At 70.3% G+C, this 21436-nt stretch carries 17 protein-coding genes; 14 read left to right on the top strand and 3 right to left on the bottom strand.

Annotated features, from left to right (window positions below):
* Positions 1–68: 68 nt before the first annotated feature.
* From AB0I18_RS16630 to AB0I18_RS16585, 10 genes are all read left to right on the top strand, one after another.
* On the top strand, positions 69–875 hold the full coding sequence (locus AB0I18_RS16630; RefSeq protein WP_363106198.1) for an endo-1,4-beta-glucanase: 807 nt from the start codon (positions 69–71) through the stop codon (positions 873–875).
* A 124-nt stretch (positions 876–999) separates the two neighbouring features.
* The gene (locus AB0I18_RS16625) at positions 1000–2946 is read left to right on the top strand and encodes an acyl-CoA dehydrogenase family protein (protein ID WP_363106197.1); all 1947 of its coding nucleotides are present in this window, start codon (positions 1000–1002) and stop codon (positions 2944–2946) included.
* A 219-nt stretch (positions 2947–3165) separates the two neighbouring features.
* Positions 3166–3534, top strand: a complete 369-nt coding sequence (locus AB0I18_RS16620) for a hypothetical protein (RefSeq protein ID WP_363106196.1) — start codon at positions 3166–3168, stop codon at positions 3532–3534.
* Positions 3535–3569: 35 nt separating this feature from the next.
* Positions 3570–6338, top strand: a complete 2769-nt coding sequence (gene secA / locus AB0I18_RS16615; RefSeq protein ID WP_363106195.1) for a preprotein translocase subunit SecA — start codon at positions 3570–3572, stop codon at positions 6336–6338.
* A gap of 100 nt (positions 6339–6438) precedes the next feature.
* Positions 6439–7719, top strand: a complete 1281-nt coding sequence (gene dxr / locus AB0I18_RS16610) for a 1-deoxy-D-xylulose-5-phosphate reductoisomerase (protein ID WP_363106194.1) — start codon at positions 6439–6441, stop codon at positions 7717–7719.
* The gene (locus tag AB0I18_RS16605) at positions 7716–9020 is read left to right on the top strand and encodes a site-2 protease family protein (RefSeq protein ID WP_363106193.1); all 1305 of its coding nucleotides are present in this window, start codon (positions 7716–7718) and stop codon (positions 9018–9020) included. The genes dxr and AB0I18_RS16605 overlap by 4 nt, the downstream gene beginning before the upstream one ends.
* Positions 9021–9186: 166 nt before the next feature.
* On the top strand, positions 9187–10344 hold the full coding sequence (ispG, locus tag AB0I18_RS16600; protein WP_363106192.1) for a flavodoxin-dependent (E)-4-hydroxy-3-methylbut-2-enyl-diphosphate synthase: 1158 nt from the start codon (positions 9187–9189) through the stop codon (positions 10342–10344).
* Positions 10345–10670: 326 nt separating this feature from the next.
* On the top strand, positions 10671–11519 hold the full coding sequence (locus AB0I18_RS16595) for a GNAT family N-acetyltransferase (RefSeq protein ID WP_363106191.1): 849 nt from the start codon (positions 10671–10673) through the stop codon (positions 11517–11519).
* A 30-nt stretch (positions 11520–11549) separates the two neighbouring features.
* Entirely contained in the window at positions 11550–12116 is a 567-nt protein-coding gene (locus AB0I18_RS16590; protein ID WP_363106190.1) for a GNAT family N-acetyltransferase, read from the top strand.
* Between the two features lie 104 nt (positions 12117–12220).
* Entirely contained in the window at positions 12221–13918 is a 1698-nt protein-coding gene (locus tag AB0I18_RS16585; protein WP_363106189.1) for a proline--tRNA ligase, read from the top strand.
* A gap of 183 nt (positions 13919–14101) precedes the next feature.
* On the opposite strand, the gene AB0I18_RS16580 is transcribed toward AB0I18_RS16585, so the two are convergent.
* The 3 genes from AB0I18_RS16580 to AB0I18_RS16570 are packed head-to-tail and all read right to left on the bottom strand — an operon-like array spanning position 14102 to position 16089.
* On the bottom strand, positions 14102–14995 hold the full coding sequence (locus AB0I18_RS16580; protein ID WP_363106188.1) for an aminoglycoside phosphotransferase family protein: 894 nt from the start codon (positions 14993–14995) through the stop codon (positions 14102–14104).
* Between the two features lie 27 nt (positions 14996–15022).
* Positions 15023–15514: a ferritin-like domain-containing protein gene (locus tag AB0I18_RS16575; protein WP_363106271.1), complete on the bottom strand. Its 492-nt coding sequence runs from the start codon at positions 15512–15514 to the stop codon at positions 15023–15025.
* A gap of 11 nt (positions 15515–15525) precedes the next feature.
* Positions 15526–16089 (bottom strand): hypothetical protein, encoded by a 564-nt coding sequence (locus tag AB0I18_RS16570; protein WP_363106187.1) that lies wholly within the window; start codon positions 16087–16089, stop codon positions 15526–15528.
* Positions 16090–16294: 205 nt separating this feature from the next.
* Here AB0I18_RS16570 and rimP point away from each other — a divergent pair, with 205 nt between their 5' ends.
* From rimP to infB, 4 genes are all read left to right on the top strand, one after another.
* Complete coding sequence (gene rimP, locus AB0I18_RS16565) at positions 16295–16813, top strand: ribosome maturation factor RimP (protein WP_363106186.1); 519 nt, start codon at positions 16295–16297, stop codon at positions 16811–16813.
* 2 nt (positions 16814–16815) lie between these two features.
* A complete protein-coding gene (nusA, locus tag AB0I18_RS16560) occupies positions 16816–17838 on the top strand; it encodes a transcription termination factor NusA (protein WP_363106185.1) in 1023 nt (340 codons plus the stop codon).
* A 102-nt stretch (positions 17839–17940) separates the two neighbouring features.
* Positions 17941–18222 (top strand): YlxR family RNase P modulator, encoded by a 282-nt coding sequence (locus tag AB0I18_RS16555; protein ID WP_363106184.1) that lies wholly within the window; start codon positions 17941–17943, stop codon positions 18220–18222.
* 162 nt (positions 18223–18384) lie between these two features.
* Positions 18385–21436, top strand: a 3052-nt coding sequence (infB, locus tag AB0I18_RS16550; RefSeq protein ID WP_363106183.1) for a translation initiation factor IF-2, incomplete at its 3' end; no start/stop codon positions are given.

The raw sequence follows: 21436 nt of genomic DNA, 5'->3' as shown, positions 1-21436 counted from the left end.
CCACGGCAACCTTCCGAAGGGCGGCGGCGACTGGGGAACGTAAGTGCCCGTCCCTGGAAGGACCCCCCATGCAGCACAGACGCCCCCGTCTCTCCCGCCGGGCGAAGATCGCCACCGCGGCCGTCGCCGCCCTCGCGGCCGGCGCGTCCGTCACCGTCGCGATGGCAGGCGAGGAGGCCAAGAAGTGCGGGGCCTTCGACACGGTCACGATGGGCAAGTACTACGTCAACAACAACCTCTGGGGCCAGGACGACGGCACCGGCACCCAGTGCGTCTGGGACACCTCGCGCAACGGCGACACCATCGCCTGGGGCACGGACTACACCTGGACGAGCAAGCCCGGCAAGGAGAACGCCGTCAAGTCCTACTCCAGCTCGGTGCTCGGCTGGCACTGGGGCTGGAAGGTCGACAAGGCGGCCACCGAGCTGCCCGTCCGGGTCGGCGACCGCAAGCCGGTCAGGACCAGCTGGGAGTTCGCCGTCAGCTCGAACCCGGGCACCATGAACGTCGCGTACGACCTGTGGCTGCACAGCAAGAACACCGCCGACTGGCAGGACCAGCCCACCGACGAGATCATGGTGTGGCTCAACCGGCAGGGCGGCGCGGGCCCGCTCGGCTCGAAGGTCGGCAGCGTCAGTCTCGGTGGCGCCATGTGGGATCTCTACGAGGGCGACATCGGCTGGAAGGTGCACTCCTTCGTCCGGCAGGCCAACACCACGAAGGCCACCCTCAACCTCGACGACTTCACTCAGGCACTCGTACGGCGGAACCTGCTGAGCAACGACAAGTTCGTCTCGGGCATCGAGTCGGGCACCGAGGTGTTCCGCGGTTCCGGGCGGCTCGACACCAGGTCGTACTCGGTCGACATCGGCTGAACCGACGTAAACGCATCGGCCGAACGGTCGCGCGAGGACTGGTGGGGTCGCCCGGAATCGGGTACATACGATCGAGTAGCACCGGTCGGTAACGTACCGGACCAAGATCCCTATTCGCGGCGAGGTGAGCCTCTTGTCCGCAACACCCCACCAGCCCGCTGTCACCGAACGCGAGGCCCGAAAGGTCGCCGAGGCCGCGCGGGAGCAGGACTGGCGCAAGCCCAGCTTCGCCAAGGAGCTGTTCCTCGGCCGCTTCCGGCTCGATCTGATCCACCCGCACCCGATGCCCGCCGACGAGCACGCGCAGCGCGGTGAGGAGTTCCTCGCCAAACTGCACGACTTCTGCGAGACGAAGATCGACTCGGCCCGGATCGAGCGCGAGGCGCGGATCCCCGACGAGACGATCAACGGGCTCAAGGAACTCGGCGCCTTCGGCATGAAGATCGACACCAAGTACGGCGGCCTCGGTCTGACGCAGGTGTACTACAACAAGGCGCTCGCCCTGGTCGGCTCGGCGAGCCCGGCCATCGGCGCGCTGCTCTCCGCGCACCAGTCGATCGGCGTACCGCAGCCGCTGAAACTCTTCGGCACGCAGGAGCAGAAGGACGTCTTCCTGCCGCGCTGCGCCCGTACCGACATCTCGGCCTTCCTGCTCACCGAGCCGGACGTGGGCTCCGACCCGGCGCGGCTCGCCACCACGGCGGTCCCGGACGGGGACTCGTACGTCGTCGACGGGGTGAAGCTCTGGACGACCAACGGCGTCGTCGCGGACCTCCTGGTCGTGATGGCGCGGGTGCCGAAATCCGAGGGCCACAAGGGCGGCATCACCGCCTTCGTCGTGGAGGCCGCCTCGGAGGGCGTCACGGTCGAGAACCGCAACGCCTTCATGGGGCTGCGCGGCCTGGAGAACGGCGTGACGCGCTTCCACCAGGTCCGCGTCCCGGCCGCGAACCGCATCGGCGCCGAGGGCGCCGGGCTCAAGATCGCCCTCACCACGCTCAACACCGGGCGGCTCTCGCTGCCCGCCATGTGCGTCGGTGCGGGCAAGTGGTGTCTGAAGATCGCCCGCGAGTGGTCGGCCGCCCGCGAGCAGTGGGGCAAGCCGGTCGCCTTCCACGAGGCCGTGGGCGCGAAGATCTCCTTCATCGCGGCGACGACCTTCGCCCTGGAGGCCGTCCTCGACCTGTCCTCGCAGATGGCCGACGAGGACCGCAACGACATCCGCATCGAGGCGGCCCTCGCCAAGCTGTTCGGCTCCGAGATGGCCTGCCTGATGGCCGACGAGCTGGTCCAGATCCGCGGCGGCCGAGGCTTCGAGACCGCCGAGTCGCTCGCCGCCCGCGGCGAACGGGCCGTCCCCGCCGAGCAGGTGCTGCGCGATCTGCGCATCAACCGCATCTTCGAGGGCTCGACCGAGATCATGCACCTGCTGATCGCCCGCGAGGCGGTCGACGCCCACCTCTCCGTCGCCGGCGACCTCATCGACCCGGAGAAGTCCCTCCAGGACAAGGCGAAGGCGGGCGCCAACGCCGGCGTCTTCTACGCCAAGTGGCTGCCCAAGCTGGTGACGGGCGCCGGTCAACTCCCGCGCTCGTACGGGGAATTCCACCCGGCGGGCCACGTCGACCTGTCCGGCCACCTCCGTTACGCGGAGCGGTCGGCCCGCAAGCTGGCCCGGTCCACCTTCTACGCCATGTCCCGCTGGCAGGGCCGGATGGAGACCAAGCAGGGCTTCCTCGGCCGGATCGTCGACATCGGCGCCGAACTGTTCGCGATGAGCGCGGCCTGCGTCCGCGCGGAACTCCTGCGCACCACCGAGGACCACGGCCGCGAGGCGTACCAGCTCGCCGACGCCTTCTGCCGGCAGTCCCGCATCCGTGTCGAGGAGCTCTTCGGCCGCCTGTGGTCCAACACCGACGACCTCGACCGCAAGGTGGTCAAGGGCGTCCTGTCCGGCACGTACACCTGGCTGGAGGAGGGCATCGTCGACCCGTCCGGAGAAGGGCCCTGGATCGCCGACGCGACTCCGGGCCCGTCCGCGAGGGAAAACGTCCACCGCCCCATTCGTTGACCTTTTCCCCAGAAACGCACTGCTGTCCCCGGCGTCATTCAGCTGCTTGCCGCATCGAAATCATGCGTCGACAATGAGTGGAATGGCGAACGGGGACAGTGGATGCGCCACGGGGTCGGGGAAGAATACAGTCAAGGAGTTTCCGTCCAGCTGACCCGTGCCCGAAGCGAGGCATGGGGCCGGCTGAACGAGACGGAATTGGTACAGGCGTTGCGGACGGTGCGCGATGAGGTTCTGCCACTGGCGGAGAAACTTCGCCAGAGTGCGCCGGAGACCTTCGGGCCCCATCGGGACGCGCTCGCCGTGCTGCTGAACGACTGCGCGCTCGCCCTGGTCGACGAGGCGCCGAAGCCCACCGTGGCCTCCTTCGATCCCGTACGGGCACGGAGACTCGACCTCCGGGACGTCGACACCCTGCTCGACGCGGGGCGGCCGGGCGAACGGCCCGTCATCCAGCAGCTTTTCCGCGGTGCGCTCGATGCGGTCGAGAACCCCGTACTGCGCGAGGTGATCAAAGCGAATCAGCAAGGCGTCCACATCCTCCAGCGGGCCAATCGCCGGATACGGATGCTTGAGGACGTGCTTTAGCCCTACCGGGCCGAGGGGGAATTTCCGTGGCCGCTATGGAACGCATCACCGGCAGGATCATGCGGGCCGGCGAGGGAAGAATTCTGCGCAGGCTGGAGCGTATCGCCGAACAGGTCAACTCCGTCGAGGAGGACTTCAAGGCGCTGACCGACGAGGAGCTCCAGGCCCTCACCCCGGAGTTCAAGGAGCGGTACGAGGAGGGCGAGAGCCTCGACGACCTGCTGCCGGAGGCCTTCGCCGCCATGCGCGAGGCCGCCCGCCGCACGCTCGGGATGCGCCACTTCGACGTACAGATCATGGGCGGCGCGGCACTCCACCTCGGCAACATCGCCGAGATGCAGACCGGCGAGGGCAAGACCCTGGTCGCGACCCTGCCCGTCTACCTGAACGCCCTGACCGGCAAGGGAGTCCACCTCGTCACGGTCAACGACTACCTCGCCCAGCGCGACGCCGAGTGGATGGGCCGCGCCTACCGCTTCCTCGGCCTGACCGTCGGCGTCATCAAGTCCCAGTCGACCCCGGCCGAGCGGCGCGAGCAGTACGCCCGCGACATCACGTACGGCACCAACACCGAGTTCGGCTTCGACTACCTCCGCGACAACATGGCCTGGTCGAAGGACGAACTCGTGCAGCGCGGCCACCACTTCGCGATCGTCGACGAGGCCGACTCGATCCTCATCGACGAGGCGCGCACCCCGCTGATCATCTCCGGCCCCGCCGACCAGCCCACGCACTGGTACGAGGCGTTCGCCAGGATGGTCACCCGGATGCGGGGCGTCGCCGTCCAGGACGAGAACTTCACCACCCCGGCCGACAAGGACCGCCTCGCCGGACTGCGGGCCACCCACGACTACGAGTACGACCCGAAGAAGCGCACCGTGGCGATCCTGGACCGCGGAGTGGAGTTCCTCCAGGACCAGCTCGGCATCGACAGCCTCTACGAGTCCGACCACACACCGCTCATCGGGCACCTGAACAACGCCCTCAAGGCCAAGGAGCACTTCAAGAAGGACAAGGACTACGTCGTCGTGAACGGCGAGGTCCTCATCGTCGACGAGCACACCGGCCGCATCCTCGCCGGCCGCCGCTACAACGAGGGGCTGCACCAGGCCATCGAGGCGAAGGAGGCGGTGACGGTCAAGGACGAGAACCAGACGCTCGCCACGATCACCCTGCAGAACTTCTTCCGGCTGTACGAGAAGCTCGCCGGGATGACAGGCACCGCCATGACCGAGGCGGCCGAGTTCCACCAGATCTACAAACTGCACGTGGTGCCGATCCCGACCAACCGGCCGATGGCCCGCGCGGACGACCCCGACCAGATCTACCGGAGCGTGGAGGCCAAGTACACGGCGATCCTGGACGACATCGCGGAGAAGCACGAGAACGGCCAGCCGGTCCTCGTCGGCACCACCTCCGTCGAGAAGTCCGAGATCCTCGCCGCGCGGCTGAAGAAGCGGGGCATCCGGCACGAGGTGCTCAACGCCAAGAACCACGAGCGCGAGGCGCAGATCGTGGCCCAGGCCGGGCGCAGGGGCGCGGTCACCGTGGCCACCAACATGGCAGGACGCGGCACCGACATCATGCTCGGCGGCAACCCGGAGGCCATGGCGCTCGCGGAACTGGCCGGGCGGGGCCTCACCCCGGAGGAGAACCCGGACAAGCACCGGGCGGCGCTCGACCGGATCACCGAGTCCGTCGCGGCCGAGCACGACGAGGTGGTGGCACTCGGCGGCCTGTACGTGCTCGGCACCGAGCGGCACGAGTCACGCCGCATCGACAACCAGCTGCGCGGCCGCTCCGGCCGCCAGGGCGACCCCGGCGCCTCCCGCTTCTACCTCTCCCTCGAAGACGACCTGATGCGGCTGTTCCGCGCCCAGGTCGTCGAGCGCGTGATGTCGATGGCGAACGTCCCCGACGACGTCCCCATCGAGAACAAGATGGTCACCCGCGCCATCGCCTCCGCCCAGTCCCAGCTGGAGCAGCAGCACTTCGAGTCCCGCAAGGACGTACTGAAGTTCGACGAGGTACTCAACCGGCAGCGCACCCTCATCTACGCGGAACGCCGCCGCGTCCTGGACGGCGAGGACCTGCGCGAACAGATCCTGCACTTCATGGACGACACGATCCGCGCGTACGTCACCGAGGAGACCGCCGAGGGCTTCCCCGAGGAGTGGAACCTGGAGCGGCTGTGGGGCGCCTTCAAACAGCTCTACCCGGTCCAGGCCACCATCGAGGACCTGGAGGACGCCGCGGGCGAGCGCGCCGCCCTGACCGCCGAGGACCTGATCGACGCCGTCACCGACGACATCCACGCCCGCTACGAGGAGCGCGAGACCGAACTCGGCGCGGACGCCCTGCGCGACCTGGAGCGCCTCGTCGTCCTCTCGGTCCTGGACCGCAAGTGGCGCGAGCACCTCTACGAGATGGACTACCTCCGCGACGGCATCGGCCTGCGCTGGACCCTCGGCCGCGAGCCGATCATCGAGTACGAGCGCGAGGGCTACGACATGTTCGTCGCGATGAACGACGCCATCAAGGAGGAATCCGTCGGCTACGTCTTCAACCTGGACGCCGCCGGCCGGGGCACCGGCGGCCAGGAGGACCTCGCACCGGGCCGCCGCACCGACGGCCTGCACTTCAGCGCCCCCACCCTGGACACGGCGGAGGGCGTCGTCGAGGGCGAGTTCGTCCCGGCCGACGCGGTCCCGGCGCCCCCGGCGGAGACCGTCACCGACCGCAAACCCGCGCGCGGCGGCACCCGGCCCAGCAGGTCCAAGGCCAAGCGCCGCCGCAAGCGGTGAGCCGGCCGGACATGGCCTTCCCGGGTGACACATGGGGGTGAGCGACGCGGGAATGGGACGCCCTGTCCTGCCGGAGACCCATTGCGGCAACAATGGGGGGATGAGCGACAGTCCAGCCCCCCTCGCCGATCCGCATCTCGTCTTCGATCCCGTGGTCGGAGTCCGGGATGTCGTGATCCTCGGTTCCACCGGGTCGATCGGCACCCAGGCCATCGACCTCGTACTGCGCAACCCCGACCGCTTCCGGGTCACCGCGCTCTCCGCCGCGGGCGGCCGGGTCGGACTGCTCGCGGAGCAGGCCCACCGGCTGCGCGTGAAGACGGTCGGCGTCGCGCGCGAGGATGTCGTACCAGCGCTGCGCGAGGCCCTGTCCGCGCAGTACGGAGCGGGGGAGCCGCTCCCCGAGATCCTCGCCGGAGCGGACGCCGCCACCCGGCTCGCCGCCTCCGAGTGCCACACCGTCCTGAACGGCATCACCGGCTCGATCGGCCTCGCCCCCACCCTCGCCGCCCTCGAAGCGGGCCGCACCCTCGCACTCGCCAACAAGGAGTCGCTCATCGTCGGCGGCCCCCTGGTGAAGGCCCTGGCCAAGCCGGGCCAGATCATCCCGGTCGACTCCGAGCACGCGGCCCTCTTCCAGGCACTGGCCTCGGGGACGAGAGCGGACGTACGCAAACTGGTCGTCACCGCCTCCGGCGGCCCCTTCCGTGGACGTACGAAGGCCGAACTGGCCGATGTCGCTCCCAAGGACGCCCTGGCCCACCCCACCTGGGCCATGGGCCCGGTCATCACCGTGAACTCCGCGACCCTGGTCAACAAGGGGCTCGAAGTCATCGAGGCGCACCTCCTCTACGACATTCCCTTCGAGCGGATTGAGGTGGTCGTGCACCCGCAGTCGTATGTCCACTCGATGGTGGAATTCACAGACGGATCGACGATCGCCCAGGCGACGCCCCCCGACATGAGCGGGCCGATCGCCATCGGCCTCGGCTGGCCCGAGCGCGTCCCCGACGCCGCGCCCGCCTTCGACTGGACGAAGGCGTCGAGCTGGGAGTTCTTCCCGCTCGACAACGACGCGTTTCCGTCGGTGGGGCTCGCCCGGCACGTCGGGAAGCTCGCGGGCACGGCCCCGGCGGTGTTCAATGCGGCCAACGAGGAGTGCGTGGACGCGTTCCTGAACGGCACCCTGCCGTTCAACGGCATCATGGAGACCGTCACGAAGGTCGTCGCCGAGCACGGCACACCCCGTACGGGAACCCCGCTCACCGTCGCGGACGTCCTCGAAGCCGAGACCTGGGCACGCGCCCGGGCCCGGGAACTGACAGCACAGACCGAACCACAGACCACACCACAGGCGACAACGGCGGAGGCTCGTGCATGACGACCTTGATGACGATCCTCGGCATAGTCGTCTTCGCAGTCGGCCTGCTCATCTCGATCGCCTGGCACGAGCTGGGGCATCTCTCCACGGCCAAGCTCTTCGGCATCCGGGTGCCGCAGTTCATGGTCGGCTTCGGCCCGACCATCTGGTCGCGCAAGAAGGGCGAGACCGAGTACGGGGTCAAGGCGATTCCGCTCGGCGGCTACATCCGCATGATCGGGATGTTCCCGCCGGGGCCCGACGGCCGCATCGAGGCGCGGTCCACCTCGCCGTGGCGCGGCATGGTCGAGGACGCCAGGGCGCAGTCCTTCGAGGAGCTGCGGCCCGGTGACGAGGAGCGCCTCTTCTACACGCGCAAGCCGTGGAAGCGCGTCATCGTGATGCTCGCCGGGCCGTTCATGAACCTGATCCTGGCCGTCGCGATCTTCCTCGGCGTGATGATGACCTTCGGCATCCAGACCCAGACCACCACGGTCGGCAAGGTCTCCGACTGCGTCATCGAGCAGAGCGAGAACCGCTCGAAGTGCGCGACGGGCGACCAGGCCGCACCCGCCAAGGCCGCCGGCCTCAAGCTCGGCGACAAGATCATCGCCTTCAACGGCGAGCCGATCGAGGACTGGTCCACGCTCCAGGCCGACATCCGCTCCAACCCCGGCAAGGACGTCACCCTCACCGTCGACCGCAAGGGCGAGCGCCTCGACCTGACCGCCCACCTGATCCGCAACCAGGTCAGCAAGACCGACGGCAACGGCGGTTATGTCGAGGGCAAGTACGTGTACGCCGGCTTCCTCGGCTTCACTCCCGCCTCCGGCATCGTCAAGCAGGGGTTCGCGGACTCCGTGGACCGCATGGGCGACATGATGGAGAACGGCGTCGAGTCGCTGATCGCCCTGCCCTCCAAGGTCCCCGCCCTGTGGGACGCCGCCTTCAGCGACGGTGAGCGCGAGGCGGACTCCCCGATGGGCGTGGTCGGCGCGGCGCGCGTCGGCGGCGAGGTCCTCACGCTCGACATCCCGCCGGAGAACCAGATCGCGATGATGCTGTTCCTCGTCGCGGGCTTCAACCTCTCCCTGTTCCTGTTCAACATGCTCCCGCTGCTCCCGCTCGACGGCGGGCATGCCGCGGGCGCCCTGTGGGAGGCGCTGCGACGCAACACGGCGAAGGTGCTGCGCCGGCCGGACCCCGGTCCGTTCGACGTGGCGAAGCTGATGCCGGTCGCGTATGTGGTGGCCGGGATCTTCATCTGCTTCACGATCTTGGTGTTGATCGCGGATGTCGTTAACCCGGTGAGAATCTCCTAGTCACACGGAGTTTGTGGCGGCCGGGCACCCTTTGTGTCCGGCCGTCCCTCATTGGGTGGACCTGCCCATGGAATGTGCTCCCGTGCACGAGGGTGCCGTAATCTCGATGGCTGGAGCCCGTCAGCTTTCGGGACCGACCGATCCTTACCTTGGGGTTGCACAGCAGATGACTGCGATTTCACTCGGCATGCCGGACGTTCCGACGAGGCTCGCCGAGCGCCGGAAGAGCCGACAGATCCAGGTCGGAACCGTGGCCGTGGGCGGAGACGCACCGGTGTCGGTGCAGTCGATGACGACGACGCGTACGTCGGACATCGGGGCGACGCTCCAGCAGATCGCCGAGCTGACCGCGTCCGGCTGCCAGATCGTGCGGGTGGCGTGCCCCACGCAGGACGACGCCGACGCACTGGCCACCATCGCCCGCAAGTCGCAGATCCCGGTGATCGCGGACATCCACTTCCAGCCGAAGTACGTCTTCGCGGCGATCAACGCCGGTTGCGCGGCGGTGCGCGTGAACCCCGGCAACATCAAGCAGTTCGACGACCAGGTCAAGGAGATCGCGCGGGCCGCCAAGGACACCGGCACGCCGATCCGGATCGGGGTCAACGCGGGCTCGCTGGACCGCCGGCTCCTCCAGAAGTACGGCAAGGCCACGCCCGAGGCGCTGGTGGAGTCCGCGCTGTGGGAGGCGTCCCTCTTCGAGGAGCACGACTTCCGGGACATCAAGATCTCGGTGAAGCACAACGACCCGGTGGTCATGGTCAACGCCTACCGACAGCTGGCGGCGGCCTGCGACTACCCCCTCCACCTCGGTGTGACGGAGGCAGGACCGGCCTTCCAGGGGACCATCAAGTCGGCCGTCGCCTTCGGCGCGCTGCTCTCCGAGGGCATCGGCGACACGATCCGCGTCTCGCTGTCGGCGCCGCCGGCCGAGGAGATCAAGGTCGGCATGCAGATCCTGGAGTCGCTGAACCTCAAGCAGCGCCGCCTGGAGATCGTCTCCTGCCCGTCCTGCGGGCGCGCCCAGGTCGACGTCTACAAACTGGCCGAAGAGGTCACCGCCGGTCTGGACGGCATGGAGGTCCCGCTGCGCGTCGCCGTCATGGGCTGCGTCGTGAACGGGCCCGGCGAGGCCCGCGAGGCCGACCTCGGCGTCGCCTCCGGCAACGGCAAGGGGCAGATCTTCGTCAAGGGCGAAGTCATCAAGACCGTGCCCGAGTCGAAGATCGTGGAGACCCTCATCGAGGAAGCCCTCAAGATCGCCGAGCAGATGGAGGCCGACGGCGTCGCCTCCGGCGAGCCGACGGTCGCGGTGGCGGGCTGAGGTTTCCTCGCCCCCGCCGCCCCTACCCGTCCCATCCCCTGGGGCTCTGCCCCAGACCCGGTGTTGTGTGTTGTCGGGTGCGGGTCCGCTGTGGCTGGTCGAGCAGTTCCCCGCGCCCCTGGAGGGCGGGGCTGCGCCCCTGCCCTCCAGCCCGGGACCATCAGCCCGTCCGGCGTTTGAGGACGAGGCCGTTCAGGCCGAAAGTGGGGGTCCGGGGGCGCAGCCCCCAGAGGTGCCGTCCGAGGCAACGCCATCGGGCGGCGCGGCACATTTTCGCCAGGTACAGTGCGGAGATCTAGCAGACTTTACGGTGAAGGCACCCGCACGTGTTGACGCAGACGACCACCAGGGTCCTCGAACCGAGTGACCTGGACGCCGCGCTCGCCGTCCTCGACCGCGAGCCGGTCGCGAACGCCTTCGTGACCTCCCGCGTACAGGTCGCGGGCCTCGACCCCTGGCGCCTCGGCGGCGAGATGTGGGGCTGGTACGAGGACGGCATGCTGACGTCCCTCTGCTACGCCGGCGCCAACCTGGTCCCGATCTGCGCCACCCCCCGCGCCGTACGGGCCTTCGCCGACCGCGCCCGCAGGGCCGGCCGCCGCTGCTCCTCCATCGTCGGCCCCGCTGAGGCCACCGCCCCGCTGTGGCGACTGCTCGAACCGAACTGGGGCCCCGCCCGCGAGGTCCGCTCCCACCAGCCGCTGATGGCCACCGACCGCCTGCCCGCCGGCACCGCCCCGGATCCGTACGTCCGCCGCATCCGCAAGGACGAGATGGAGACGATCATGCCGGCCTGCGTGGCGATGTTCACCGAGGAGGTCGGCGTCTCGCCGCTCGCCGGTGACGGCGGCCTGCTCTACCAGGCCCGGGTCGCCGAACTCGTCGGCTCCGGACGCTCGTTCGCCCGCCTGGACAGGTCAGGCCGGGTCGTCTTCAAAGCCGAGATCGGCGCCGCCACCCGGCACGCCTGCCAGATCCAGGGGGTGTGGGTCGCCCCCGAATACCGCGGCCAGGGCTACGCGGCCCCGGGCATGGCGGCGGTCCTGCGCTACGCCCTCACGGACATCGCCCCGGTCGCCAGCCTGTACGTCAACGACTTCAACACGGCCGGTCGGGCGACGTATCGCAGGGTCGGATTCCAGGAGGTCGGGGCGTTCATGAGCGTGCTGTTCTGACGCTCGTACACGACCTGTAGTCTCCCCGACATGCGCTTCCCCGGTCAGGGCCCCCGTACGCCCGACGACGTCGTCATCGGCCCGCTGGATCTGGCCGCGCGGGTCGACGAGGCGCTCGCCGTGCAGGCCGTGGCCTTCGGACTCGGCTCGGACGAGATCGCCGTACGGCGGCAGATCGTGCTGCGGCACCTCACCCACCCCGGGGCCCGCGCACTCGGCGCGACCACCGCCGACGGACGGCTCGTCGGCTTCGTCTACGGCATGCCCAACGACCGTACGCACTGGTGGTCGACCGTCGTCGAGCCCTATCTGCGCAGCCACGGCTACGACGAATGGCTGGACGACTCCTTCGTGATCACCGAGCTGCACGTCCACCCGCACTACCAGAACCGCGGCGTCGGCCGCGCCCTGATCACCGCCATCACGGACGGCGCCGCCGAGCCCCGCTCGATCCTCTCCGCCATCGACACGGAGAGCCCGGCCCGCGGGCTGTACCGCTCGCTGGGATACGAGGATCTGGCCAGGCAGGTCCTGTTCCCGAGCGCGCCGAAGCCGTACGCGGTGATGGGCGCTCCGCTGCCGCTCCGCCGCCGTTAGCGGACGCGGCCGAACGGGCTCGGCGGCCTAAACCGATTTCCGCCGCTCGGTGCCACCCGGCTAACCTCCTTGGCATCACCCTTACGCAGCAGGAGTCGAGAATCATGGCCCAGGTCCAGCGCATGTCCCGTTTGATGGTCAAGACACTGCGTGACGACCCGGCGGACGCCGAGACGCTCAACCACAAGCTGCTCGTCCGCGCCGGCTATGTGCGCCGCACCGCGGCCGGGATCTGGTCCTGGCTGCCGCTGGGCAAGAAGGTCCTGGACAACGTCGCCCGCGTGGTCCGCGAGGAGATGGACGCCATGGGCGGCCAGGAGGTCGTTCTCCCCGCCCTGCTGCCCAAGGAGCCCTACGAGGCGACCGGCCGCTGGGAGGAGTACGGCCCGGAGCTGTTCCGCCTCAAGGACCGCAAGGGCGCGGAGTACCTCCTCGGCCCGACCCACGAGGAGATCTTCACCCAGCTGGTGAAGGACCAGTGCTCGTCCTACAAGGACCTGCCGGTGATCCTGTACCAGATCCAGTCGAAGTACCGCGACGAGGCCCGTCCGCGCGCCGGCATCCTGCGCGGCCGCGAGTTCCTGATGAAGGACTCCTACTCCTTCGACACCACCGACGAGGGCTTGGCCCAGTCGTACGCCCTGCACCGTGAGACGTACATCAGGATCTTCGACCGTCTCGGCCTCGACCACCGCATCGTCTCCGCGGTCTCCGGCGCGATGGGCGGCTCGGCCTCCGAGGAGTTCCTCGCCCCGGCCCCCGCCGGCGAGGACACCTTCGTGGACTGTCCGGCCTGCGACTACGCCGCCAACACCGAGGCGGTCACCTTCGTCGCGCCGGCCGCCGAGAACGTCGAGCACCCGGCCGTCGAGGAGCTGGACACCCCCGACACCCCCACCATCGAGACACTGGCCGAGCACCTCGGCGTCGAGGCCTCCGCCACCCTCAAGAACCTCCTGGTCAAGGTCGACGGCGAGATCGTCGCCGTCGGCGTCCCCGGCGACCGCGAGGTCGACCTGGGCAAGCTCGGCGAGCACCTCTCCCCGGCCGTCGTCGAAATCGTCACGGCCGAGGACTTCGAGGGCCGCGAGGACCTGGTACGCGGCTATGTGGGCCCGCAGGGCCTGGACAAGGTCCGCTACATCGCCGACCCGCGCGTGTCCCCCGGCACGGCCTGGATCACCGGTGCGAACAAGGACGGCAAGCACGCGAAGAACGTCGTCGCGGGCCGTGACTTCGAGGTCGACGACTACCTCGACGTCGTCGTGGTGGAAGCGGGCGACCCCTGCCCCTCCTGCGGCACCGGCCTCAAGCTGGACCGCGCCATCGAGATCGGCCACATCTTCCAACTGGGCCGCAAGTACGCCGACGCCTTCCAGCTCGACGTCCTCGGCCAGCAGGGCAAGCCGGTCCGCGTGACCATGGGCTCGTACGGCGTCGGCGTCTCGCGCGCGGTGGCGGCGCTGGCCGAGCAGACGGCCGACGACCAGGGCCTGTGCTGGCCCAAGGAGATCGCCCCGGCCGACGTCCACGTCGTCGCGGCGGGCAAGGCCCTGCAGACCGAGCTGGCCCTCGACGTCTCCGAGAAGCTGGGCGCGGCGGGCGTCCGCGTCCTGGTGGACGACCGACCGGGTGTCTCGCCCGGCGTGAAGTTCACGGACGCCGAACTCATCGGCGTACCCCAGATCCTGGTGGCCGGCCGCCGCTCGGCCGAGGGCGTACTGGAACTCAAGGACCGCCGCACCGGCGAGCGAGAGGAACTGACGGTGGACGAGGCGATCGCCCGCCTGTCGGCGGAGTAAGCACCACCAGCCCGTCACGAGGTCCCCAGGCCCAGGCCCCTTCAGCCCGTCCGGCGTTTGAGGACGAGGCCGTTCAGGCCGATAGGGGGTCTGGGGGCGCAGCCCCCAGGGGACGGGACGGGTAGGGGCGGCGGGGGCGAAATCCCCGCCCCCGCAACCCCCGGGCAGTTCAAAAGCCCCCGGCTACAACCAGCTCGCGAACTCCAGCAACAGCTCCGCGTCCTGAGCACGCCTCACCCGCCGAGCCCGCACCCCCGACTCGACCGCCCGGAACAACGTCCACCCCCGCAACCGCTCCTGATCCACGTCCAGGGACTCCGCGAGGCGCTTCACCCGACGCCGGGTGGTGGCGGCGCCGGAGGGCGAGGCGATCAGATCCTCCACACGGTCGCGAACCAGCCGCGCCAGGTCGAAGGCGCACTCGCCGACGACGGGGTCAGGACCCACGGCCAGCCAGGGACTGCGCTCGCCCGCCAGCACCTTGCTCTGCCGGAACGTGCCGTGCAGCAGCCGCGCCGGAGGCGGCGCGGCCAGCAGCTCCTCACGCACCGCCAGCGCCGCGTCGACGAGCGGCAGCGCGTCCGCGTCCGCGCCCGCCCGCATCACCTCGGCCTGCCGTCCGGTCCGCTCGGCCACGGTCTCGAAGACCTGCCCGGCGGGCGGCTCGACCCACAGCCGGCGCAGCGCCCCCGCCGCCTCCAGCATCGACTTGGCCTCGGGCAGCGAACGCACCGACACATCGGGATGCAGCCGCTCCAGGAGCAGTACGCCCTCGGGTCCTGCCGTCTCGACGAGCCGTACCGCGCCCAGGCCGTCCCAGTGCGCCAGCGCGGCCCGCTCGCTCTCCGGGCGGGCCCGGCGCGGGGCGAGCTTGAGGACGGCGGGGGTGCCGTCCGGCAGCCGCACCAGGACCACCAGACTGCTGCGCCCGCCGGGAACCTGCACCCGCTCGATGGTCAACTCGCGTAGATCAGCGGCCTGTTGAGCCGCCTCGGGCAGCTTCTCCAGCCAGTCGTCACCGGCCGGTGCCGTCTCGCCGAGCGCCCTGACGAGACGCGGCGGCGGTTCGAAAGCCATGCGCGAGTCGGTCCCTTCCTGTGTGCGTTACGCCGTCGGTGTCGCCGGAGCGGTGGCGGTGGCCGACCGCTCGGCGAGACCAGGGAAGGCTACGCTCTCGCCGCGCCAGCGCACCGCCCGCACCGCCGCGTCCCGCAGCGCCTCCGCGGCCGCCCGGCGCCGGGTGCCCTCGGCGGCCCGGACCACGTCCGAGTAGACCCCGGCGACCCGGTCCTCCAGCTCGGCGGCGAGCCGGACGGCCGAGTCGGAGTCCGTCACCGGGAACGGCAGCGCGTACGCGGCCGCCGCCGGCTCGGGCTTCCCGCCCAGGTCACGCACGGCCCGCGCCAGCTCGTCCCGCCGTGCCCGGTGCGCGTCGTAGGCCGCGCGCGCCTCGCTCCGCCGAGCCTCCCCGATCTTCCCGCCGACAACCCCGTATCCGTACACGGCGGCATGCTCGGCCCCGAGCGCGGCCTGCACGGCCGTCAGCTCCGCCGACGCCTTCCCCGCTCTCCCGGAGGTTCCAGACCTCCCGGACATCCCCGTACCGCTCACTTCTCGCCCTCCGTCAGCAGAAACGCGTGCACGGCGCCGGCCGCCGCCACCGAGGCCAGCAGCCGGGCCAACTCTCCCGGTACCTCCAGAAGCGTCTTCGTACGCCGGTCCGCCAACGCCCGCTCGGCCGCGGCGAGTTCCGCGAGCGCGTCCTTCTCCTCGACCGGCACGTCCGGGGAGGAGGAGGCGGGGGAGGGCGACGGATCTGCGGAAGAGTCCCCGGAGGGAGACACCGAGGGAGACGCAGAGGCCGACGCCCGCTTCCCGCCCCCGAACGCCTCCGCATGCCGTACGACCTCCGCCCGCAGCGGTGACAGCCGCCCGGCCAGCGCCGGATGCACGGCGAGCACGGCCCCGTACCGCTCGGCGAGCCGCTCGCTGTCCAGGGCCGCACGCGCGCGTGCCCGGTCGGCGGCGGACGGGCTCCCCTTGGCGGTCTCGGAGGAGGAGTCGGAGGCGGAGCAGCCCGCGAGCAGCGCGGCGCCGACGCCGGCGGCCCCGGCGAGCAGGCTCCTTCGGCGCGGCCCCGAGGGGGTGCGCGACGGCAGGGTGAACGACACGGCAGACGTCCTCGGGAGGCTCGTACGAACGGAAGGGCGGCAGGCCCTTGATCACGGTACCCGCGCACCGCCCCCGCACTCACCAGCGGCGCCGATCCGGCTCCGGGCGAGCCACCGTGGACGGCAACACCCCTTGGGACCGGATACCCTTTGACCTGACACGCGACTTACCCACAACAGCACACGCGGCCGAGGAGTCACCCGGATGAGCACCACCCAGAGCGAGAGGCTGCGAGAGCTCCTGGAACCGCTCGTCAGCTCTCAGGGACTCGATCTCGAGGAGATCGAAGTGGACTCGGTGGGACGCAAGCGTGTGCTGCGTGTCGTCGTCGACTCCGACGAAGGGGCCGACCTCGACGCGATCGCCGATGTGAGCCGTGCGCTCTCGGCGAAGCTCGACGAGACGGACGCGATGGGCCAGGGCGAGTACACCCTTGAGGTGGGCACCCCCGGCGCCGAGCGCGAGCTCAGGGAACACCGTCACTACGTACGCGCCACGGACCGGCTGGTGAAGTTCCAGCTGAGAGACGGCGAGGAACTCGTCGCCCGGATCCTGGCCGTGGACGACGAAGGCACGGACGTCGAGGTGCCCGGCGTGAAGGGGCGAAAGCCCACCGCCAAGAGGCTCGCCTTCGCGGACATCGTCAAGGCACGCGTCCAGGTCGAGTTCAGCCGCAAGGACAAGCAGGACAAGCAAGACATGAAGGAAGAGGAGGAGGCGTAGCCGTGGACATCGACATGAGTGCCCTGCGGGGCCTGGTGCGGGAGAAGGAGATCTCCTTCGACCTGCTGGTCGAAGCGATCGAGTCGGCCCTCCTCATCGCCTACCACCGCACCGAGGGAAGCCGCCGCCACGCGCGCGTGGAGCTGAACCGGGAGACCGGTCACGTGACCGTGTGGGCGAAGGAGGACCCCGAGGACCTGGAGGAGGGGCAGGAGGCGCGCGAGTTCGACGACACTCCGTCCGGCTTCGGCCGTATCGCCGCCACCACCGCCAAGCAGGTCATCCTGCAGCGCCTGCGGGACGCGCAGGACGACGCGACACTCGGCGAGTACGCCGGCCGTGAGGGCGACATCGTCACCGGTGTGGTCCAGCAGGGCCGCGACCCGAAGAACGTGCTCGTCGACATCGGCAGGCTGGAGGCCATCCTGCCGGTGCAGGAGCAGGTCCCCGGCGAGTCGTACCAGCACGGGCTGCGGCTTCGGTCGTACGTCGTCCGGGTGGCGAAGGGCGTACGCGGCCCGTCCGTGACCCTTTCGCGTACGCACCCGAACCTGGTGAAGAAGCTGTTCGCGCTGGAGGTCCCGGAGATCGCCGACGGTTCCGTCGAGATCGCCGCGATCGCCCGGGAGGCCGGCCACCGCACGAAGATCGCCGTCCGGTCCACCCGGTCGGGTCTGAACGCCAAGGGCGCCTGTATCGGCCCCATGGGCGGCCGTGTGCGCAATGTCATGGCCGAGCTGAACGGCGAGAAGATCGACATCGTCGACTGGTCCGACGACCCGGCCGACATGGTCGCCAACGCGCTCTCGCCGGCCCGGGTCTCCAAGGTCGAGGTCGTCGACCTCGCGGCCCGCTCGGCGCGCGTGACGGTCCCCGACTACCAGCTGTCCCTGGCGATCGGCAAGGAAGGGCAGAACGCCCGGCTCGCCGCCCGGCTGACCGGCTGGCGCATCGACATCCGCCCGGACACCGAGCAGACGGGTGACCAGGGTGGTGAACGGCCCGGCGAACGGGCCGGGGAATAGATCCAAGCCGCAGGTGGCTTAGATCACGACAGTTTTGTGCGCGACAACTGTTCGATACTTGCCCCAAAGGGGTGAGGTCGGTGCAGGGAGGTAGACTTAAGAGTGTCTGGCCGGACGCAAGCCCGCGCATGCCCTGAGCGCACCTGTGTGGGGTGTCGGGAGCGAGCGGCCAAGGCCGATCTGCTGCGCACCGTGGTGGCCGAGGGCGAATGCGTCCCCGATCCTCGCGGTACGCTGCCCGGCCGGGGTGCGTATGTACACCCCGCCCTGGCCTGTCTTGACCTGGCGGTTCGCCGCCGGGCGTTCACGAGGGCGCTGCGTGCCCCGGGAGCGCTCGACACAAAGGCGTTGCGCCACTACGTCGAGCAGACAGACAGTTGCTGAGCAGGCAACACCGTAAAACGTGTCGCACGGAACCCCGTGCGGCCCTGGTACCCCGCGAGTTGGAAGTAGGTCGAGATTGCGATGAGCACTCGATGAGCACGCGATGAGTACGCCCATGAAGTAGCGACGGTCCGGACGCAACCCGGACCTAAAAGGAGCGAAGTGGCTAAGGTCCGGGTATACGAACTCGCCAAGGAGTTCGGGGTGGAGAGCAAGGTCGTCATGGCCAAGCTCCAAGAACTCGGTGAATTCGTCCGTTCGGCGTCCTCGACGATCGAGGCGCCCGTAGTACGCAAACTGACTGACGCCCTGCAGCAGGGCAACGGCGGCGGCAAGCCCGCCCCGCGCAAGGCCGCGCCCGCCAGGCCCGGCGCCCCCTCTCCGGCCCAGGCCGCCCGTCCGGGTCCGGCCGCGCCGCGCCCGCCGGCCCCGAAGCCGGCCGCCGCGGAGGCGCCCGCGTCTCCGGCCGCTCCGGCCGCAGGCCCGCGTCCGGGTCCCAAGCCGCCCACGCCGAAGCCCGCTCCGGCGTCTCCGGCTCCGGCCGCCCCCGAGTTCACGGCGCCGCCCGCGGCGCCGGCGGCTCCCGCCGAGTCTCCCGCGGCTCCGGCCGCAGGCCCGCGTCCGAGCGGTGCCCGTCCCGGCGCCCCGAAGCCCGGTGTCCGTCCGGCCGGTCCCGCACAGGGTGGCCAGGCTCCGGGTCAGGGCCGTGGTGACCGCCCCGAGCGTGGCGACCGTCAGGGCGCCCCGCGCCCCGGCGGCCAGGGCACGCGTCCCGGTGGTCGTCCCGCAGGTCCGCGCCCGGGCAACAACCCGTTCACCTCCGGTGGCTCCACCGGAATGGCGCGTCCGCAGTCGCCCCGTCCGGGCGGCGGCCGTCCCGGTCCCGGTGGACCGGGCGGTGCCGGTGCTCCCGGCGCTCCGCGTCCGCAGGGTGCGGGTCAGGACCGCGGTCCCCGTCCGCAGGGCGGTCCCGGCGGCGCTCCGCGTCCGCAGGGCGGCCCGGGCGGCTCCCGTCCGAGCCCCGGCGGCATGCCTCGCCCGCAGGGCGGTCCCGGTGGCGCTCCGCGTCCCGGCGGCGGCCCCGGCGGCAACCGTCCGAACCCCGGCATGATGCCGCAGCGTCCCGCTGCCGGTACCCCGCGTCCCGGTGGCGGTGGCCCCGGCGGCCGCGGTCCCGGCGGTGGCGGTCGTCCCGGCGGTGGCGGTGGCGGCGGTCGTCCCGGTGGCGGCGGTTTCGCAGGTCGTCCGGCCGGTCCCGGTGGCGGCGGTGGCGGTTTCGCCGGTCGTCCCGGTGGTCCCGGTGGCGGTGGCGGCGGTTTCGCCGGCCGTCCGGGTGGTCCCGGTGGCGGTGGCGGTCGTCCCGGCTTCGGTGGCCGTCCCGGTGGTCCGGGTGGCCGTGGTGGCACGCAGGGCGCCTTCGGTCGTCCCGGCGGTCCCGCGCGTCGTGGTCGCAAGTCGAAGCGGCAGAGGCGCCAGGAGTACGAGGCCATGCAGGCCCCGTCGGTCGGCGGTGTGATGCTGCCTCGTGGCAACGGACAGTCCGTCCGCCTGTCGCGCGGTGCCTCGCTCACCGACTTCGCCGAGAAGATCGGCGCCAACCCGGCGTCGCTCGTCGGCGTGATGATGAACCTCGGCGAGATGGTCACTGCCACGCAGTCCGTCTCCGACGAGACGCTGAAGCTCCTCGCGGACGAGATGAACTTCGTCCTCGAGATCGTCAGCCCCGAGGAGGAGGACCGCGAGCTGCTCGAGTCCTTCGACATCGAGTTCGGCGAGGACGAGGGTGGCGAGGAGTTCCTCGTCGCGCGTCCGCCGGTCGTGACCGTCATGGGTCACGTCGACCACGGTAAGACCCGCCTGCTCGACACCATCCGCAAGACGAACGTCGTCGCGGGCGAGGCCGGTGGCATCACCCAGCACATCGGTGCGTACCAGGTGGCGACCGAGGTCAACGGCGAAGAGCGCAGGATCACCTTCATCGACACCCCGGGTCACGAGGCGTTCACCGCCATGCGTGCCCGTGGTGCCAAGTCGACCGACATCGCGATCCTCGTGGTGGCGGCCAACGACGGTGTGATGCCCCAGACGATCGAGGCGCTGAACCACGCCAAGGCGGCCGAGGTGCCGATCGTGGTCGCGGTCAACAAGATCGACGTCGAGGGTGCCGACCCGACCAAGGTGCGCGGTCAGCTCACCGAGTTCGGTCTGGTGGCCGAGGAGTACGGCGGCGACACGATGTTCGTCGACATCTCCGCCAAGCAGGGCCTCAACATCGAGAGCCTGCTGGAGGCCGTGGTCCTCACCGCGGACGCCTCGCTCGACCTGCGGGCCAACCCGGAGCAGGACGCGCAGGGCATCGCGATCGAGTCCCACCTCGACCGTGGCCGTGGTGCCGTCTCGACGGTCCTGGTCCAGCGCGGCACGCTGCGCATCGGCGACACGATGGTGGTCGGCGACGCGTACGGCCGTGTCCGGGCGATGCTCGACGACAACGGCAACAACGTCGAGGAAGCGGGTCCGTCGACCCCCGTCCTGGTCCTGGGTCTCACCAACGTCCCGGGTGCCGGCGACAACTTCCTGGTCGTCGACGAGGACCGCACGGCGCGTCAGATCGCCGAGAAGCGCGCGGCGCGTGAGCGCAACGCCAACTTCGCCCGGCGCGGAGTCCGGTTCTCCCTGGAGAACCTGGACGAGGCGCTCAAGGCCGGTCTGGTGCAGGAACTCAACCTCATCATCAAGGGCGACGCGTCCGGTTCGGTGGAGGCTCTCGAGTCCTCGCTGCTCCAGCTCGACGTCGGCGAAGAGGTCGACATCCGCGTCCTGCACCGTGGTGTGGGTGCCGTCACCGAGTCGGACATCGACCTGGCGACCGGCTCCGACGCCATCGTCATCGGCTTCAACGTCCGGGCGGCCGGTCGTGCCGCGCAGATGGCGGAGCGCGAAGGCGTGGACGTCCGCTACTACTCGGTGATCTACCAGGCCATCGAGGAGATCGAGGCAGCCCTCAAGGGCATGCTCAAGCCGGAGTACGAAGAGGTCGAGCTCGGTACGGCGGAGATCCGCGAGGTCTTCCGCTCGTCCAAGCTGGGCAACATCGCCGGTGTGCTTGTTCGCTCCGGACCAGGCCCGCCGCAGCCAGTACGGGCTCAGCACCGCCGCGGCGACCGGGAGGAACGCGGGGTCCACCACGGCCATGAACGCCCACCCGGCCAAG

Source organism: Streptomyces sp. NPDC050704 (assembly GCF_040654355.1).
Taxonomy (GTDB): Bacteria; Actinomycetota; Actinomycetes; order Streptomycetales; family Streptomycetaceae; genus Streptomyces.
The sequence above is the reverse complement of the archived record's forward strand: the minus strand, read 5'-3'. Positions and strand labels throughout refer to the sequence as shown.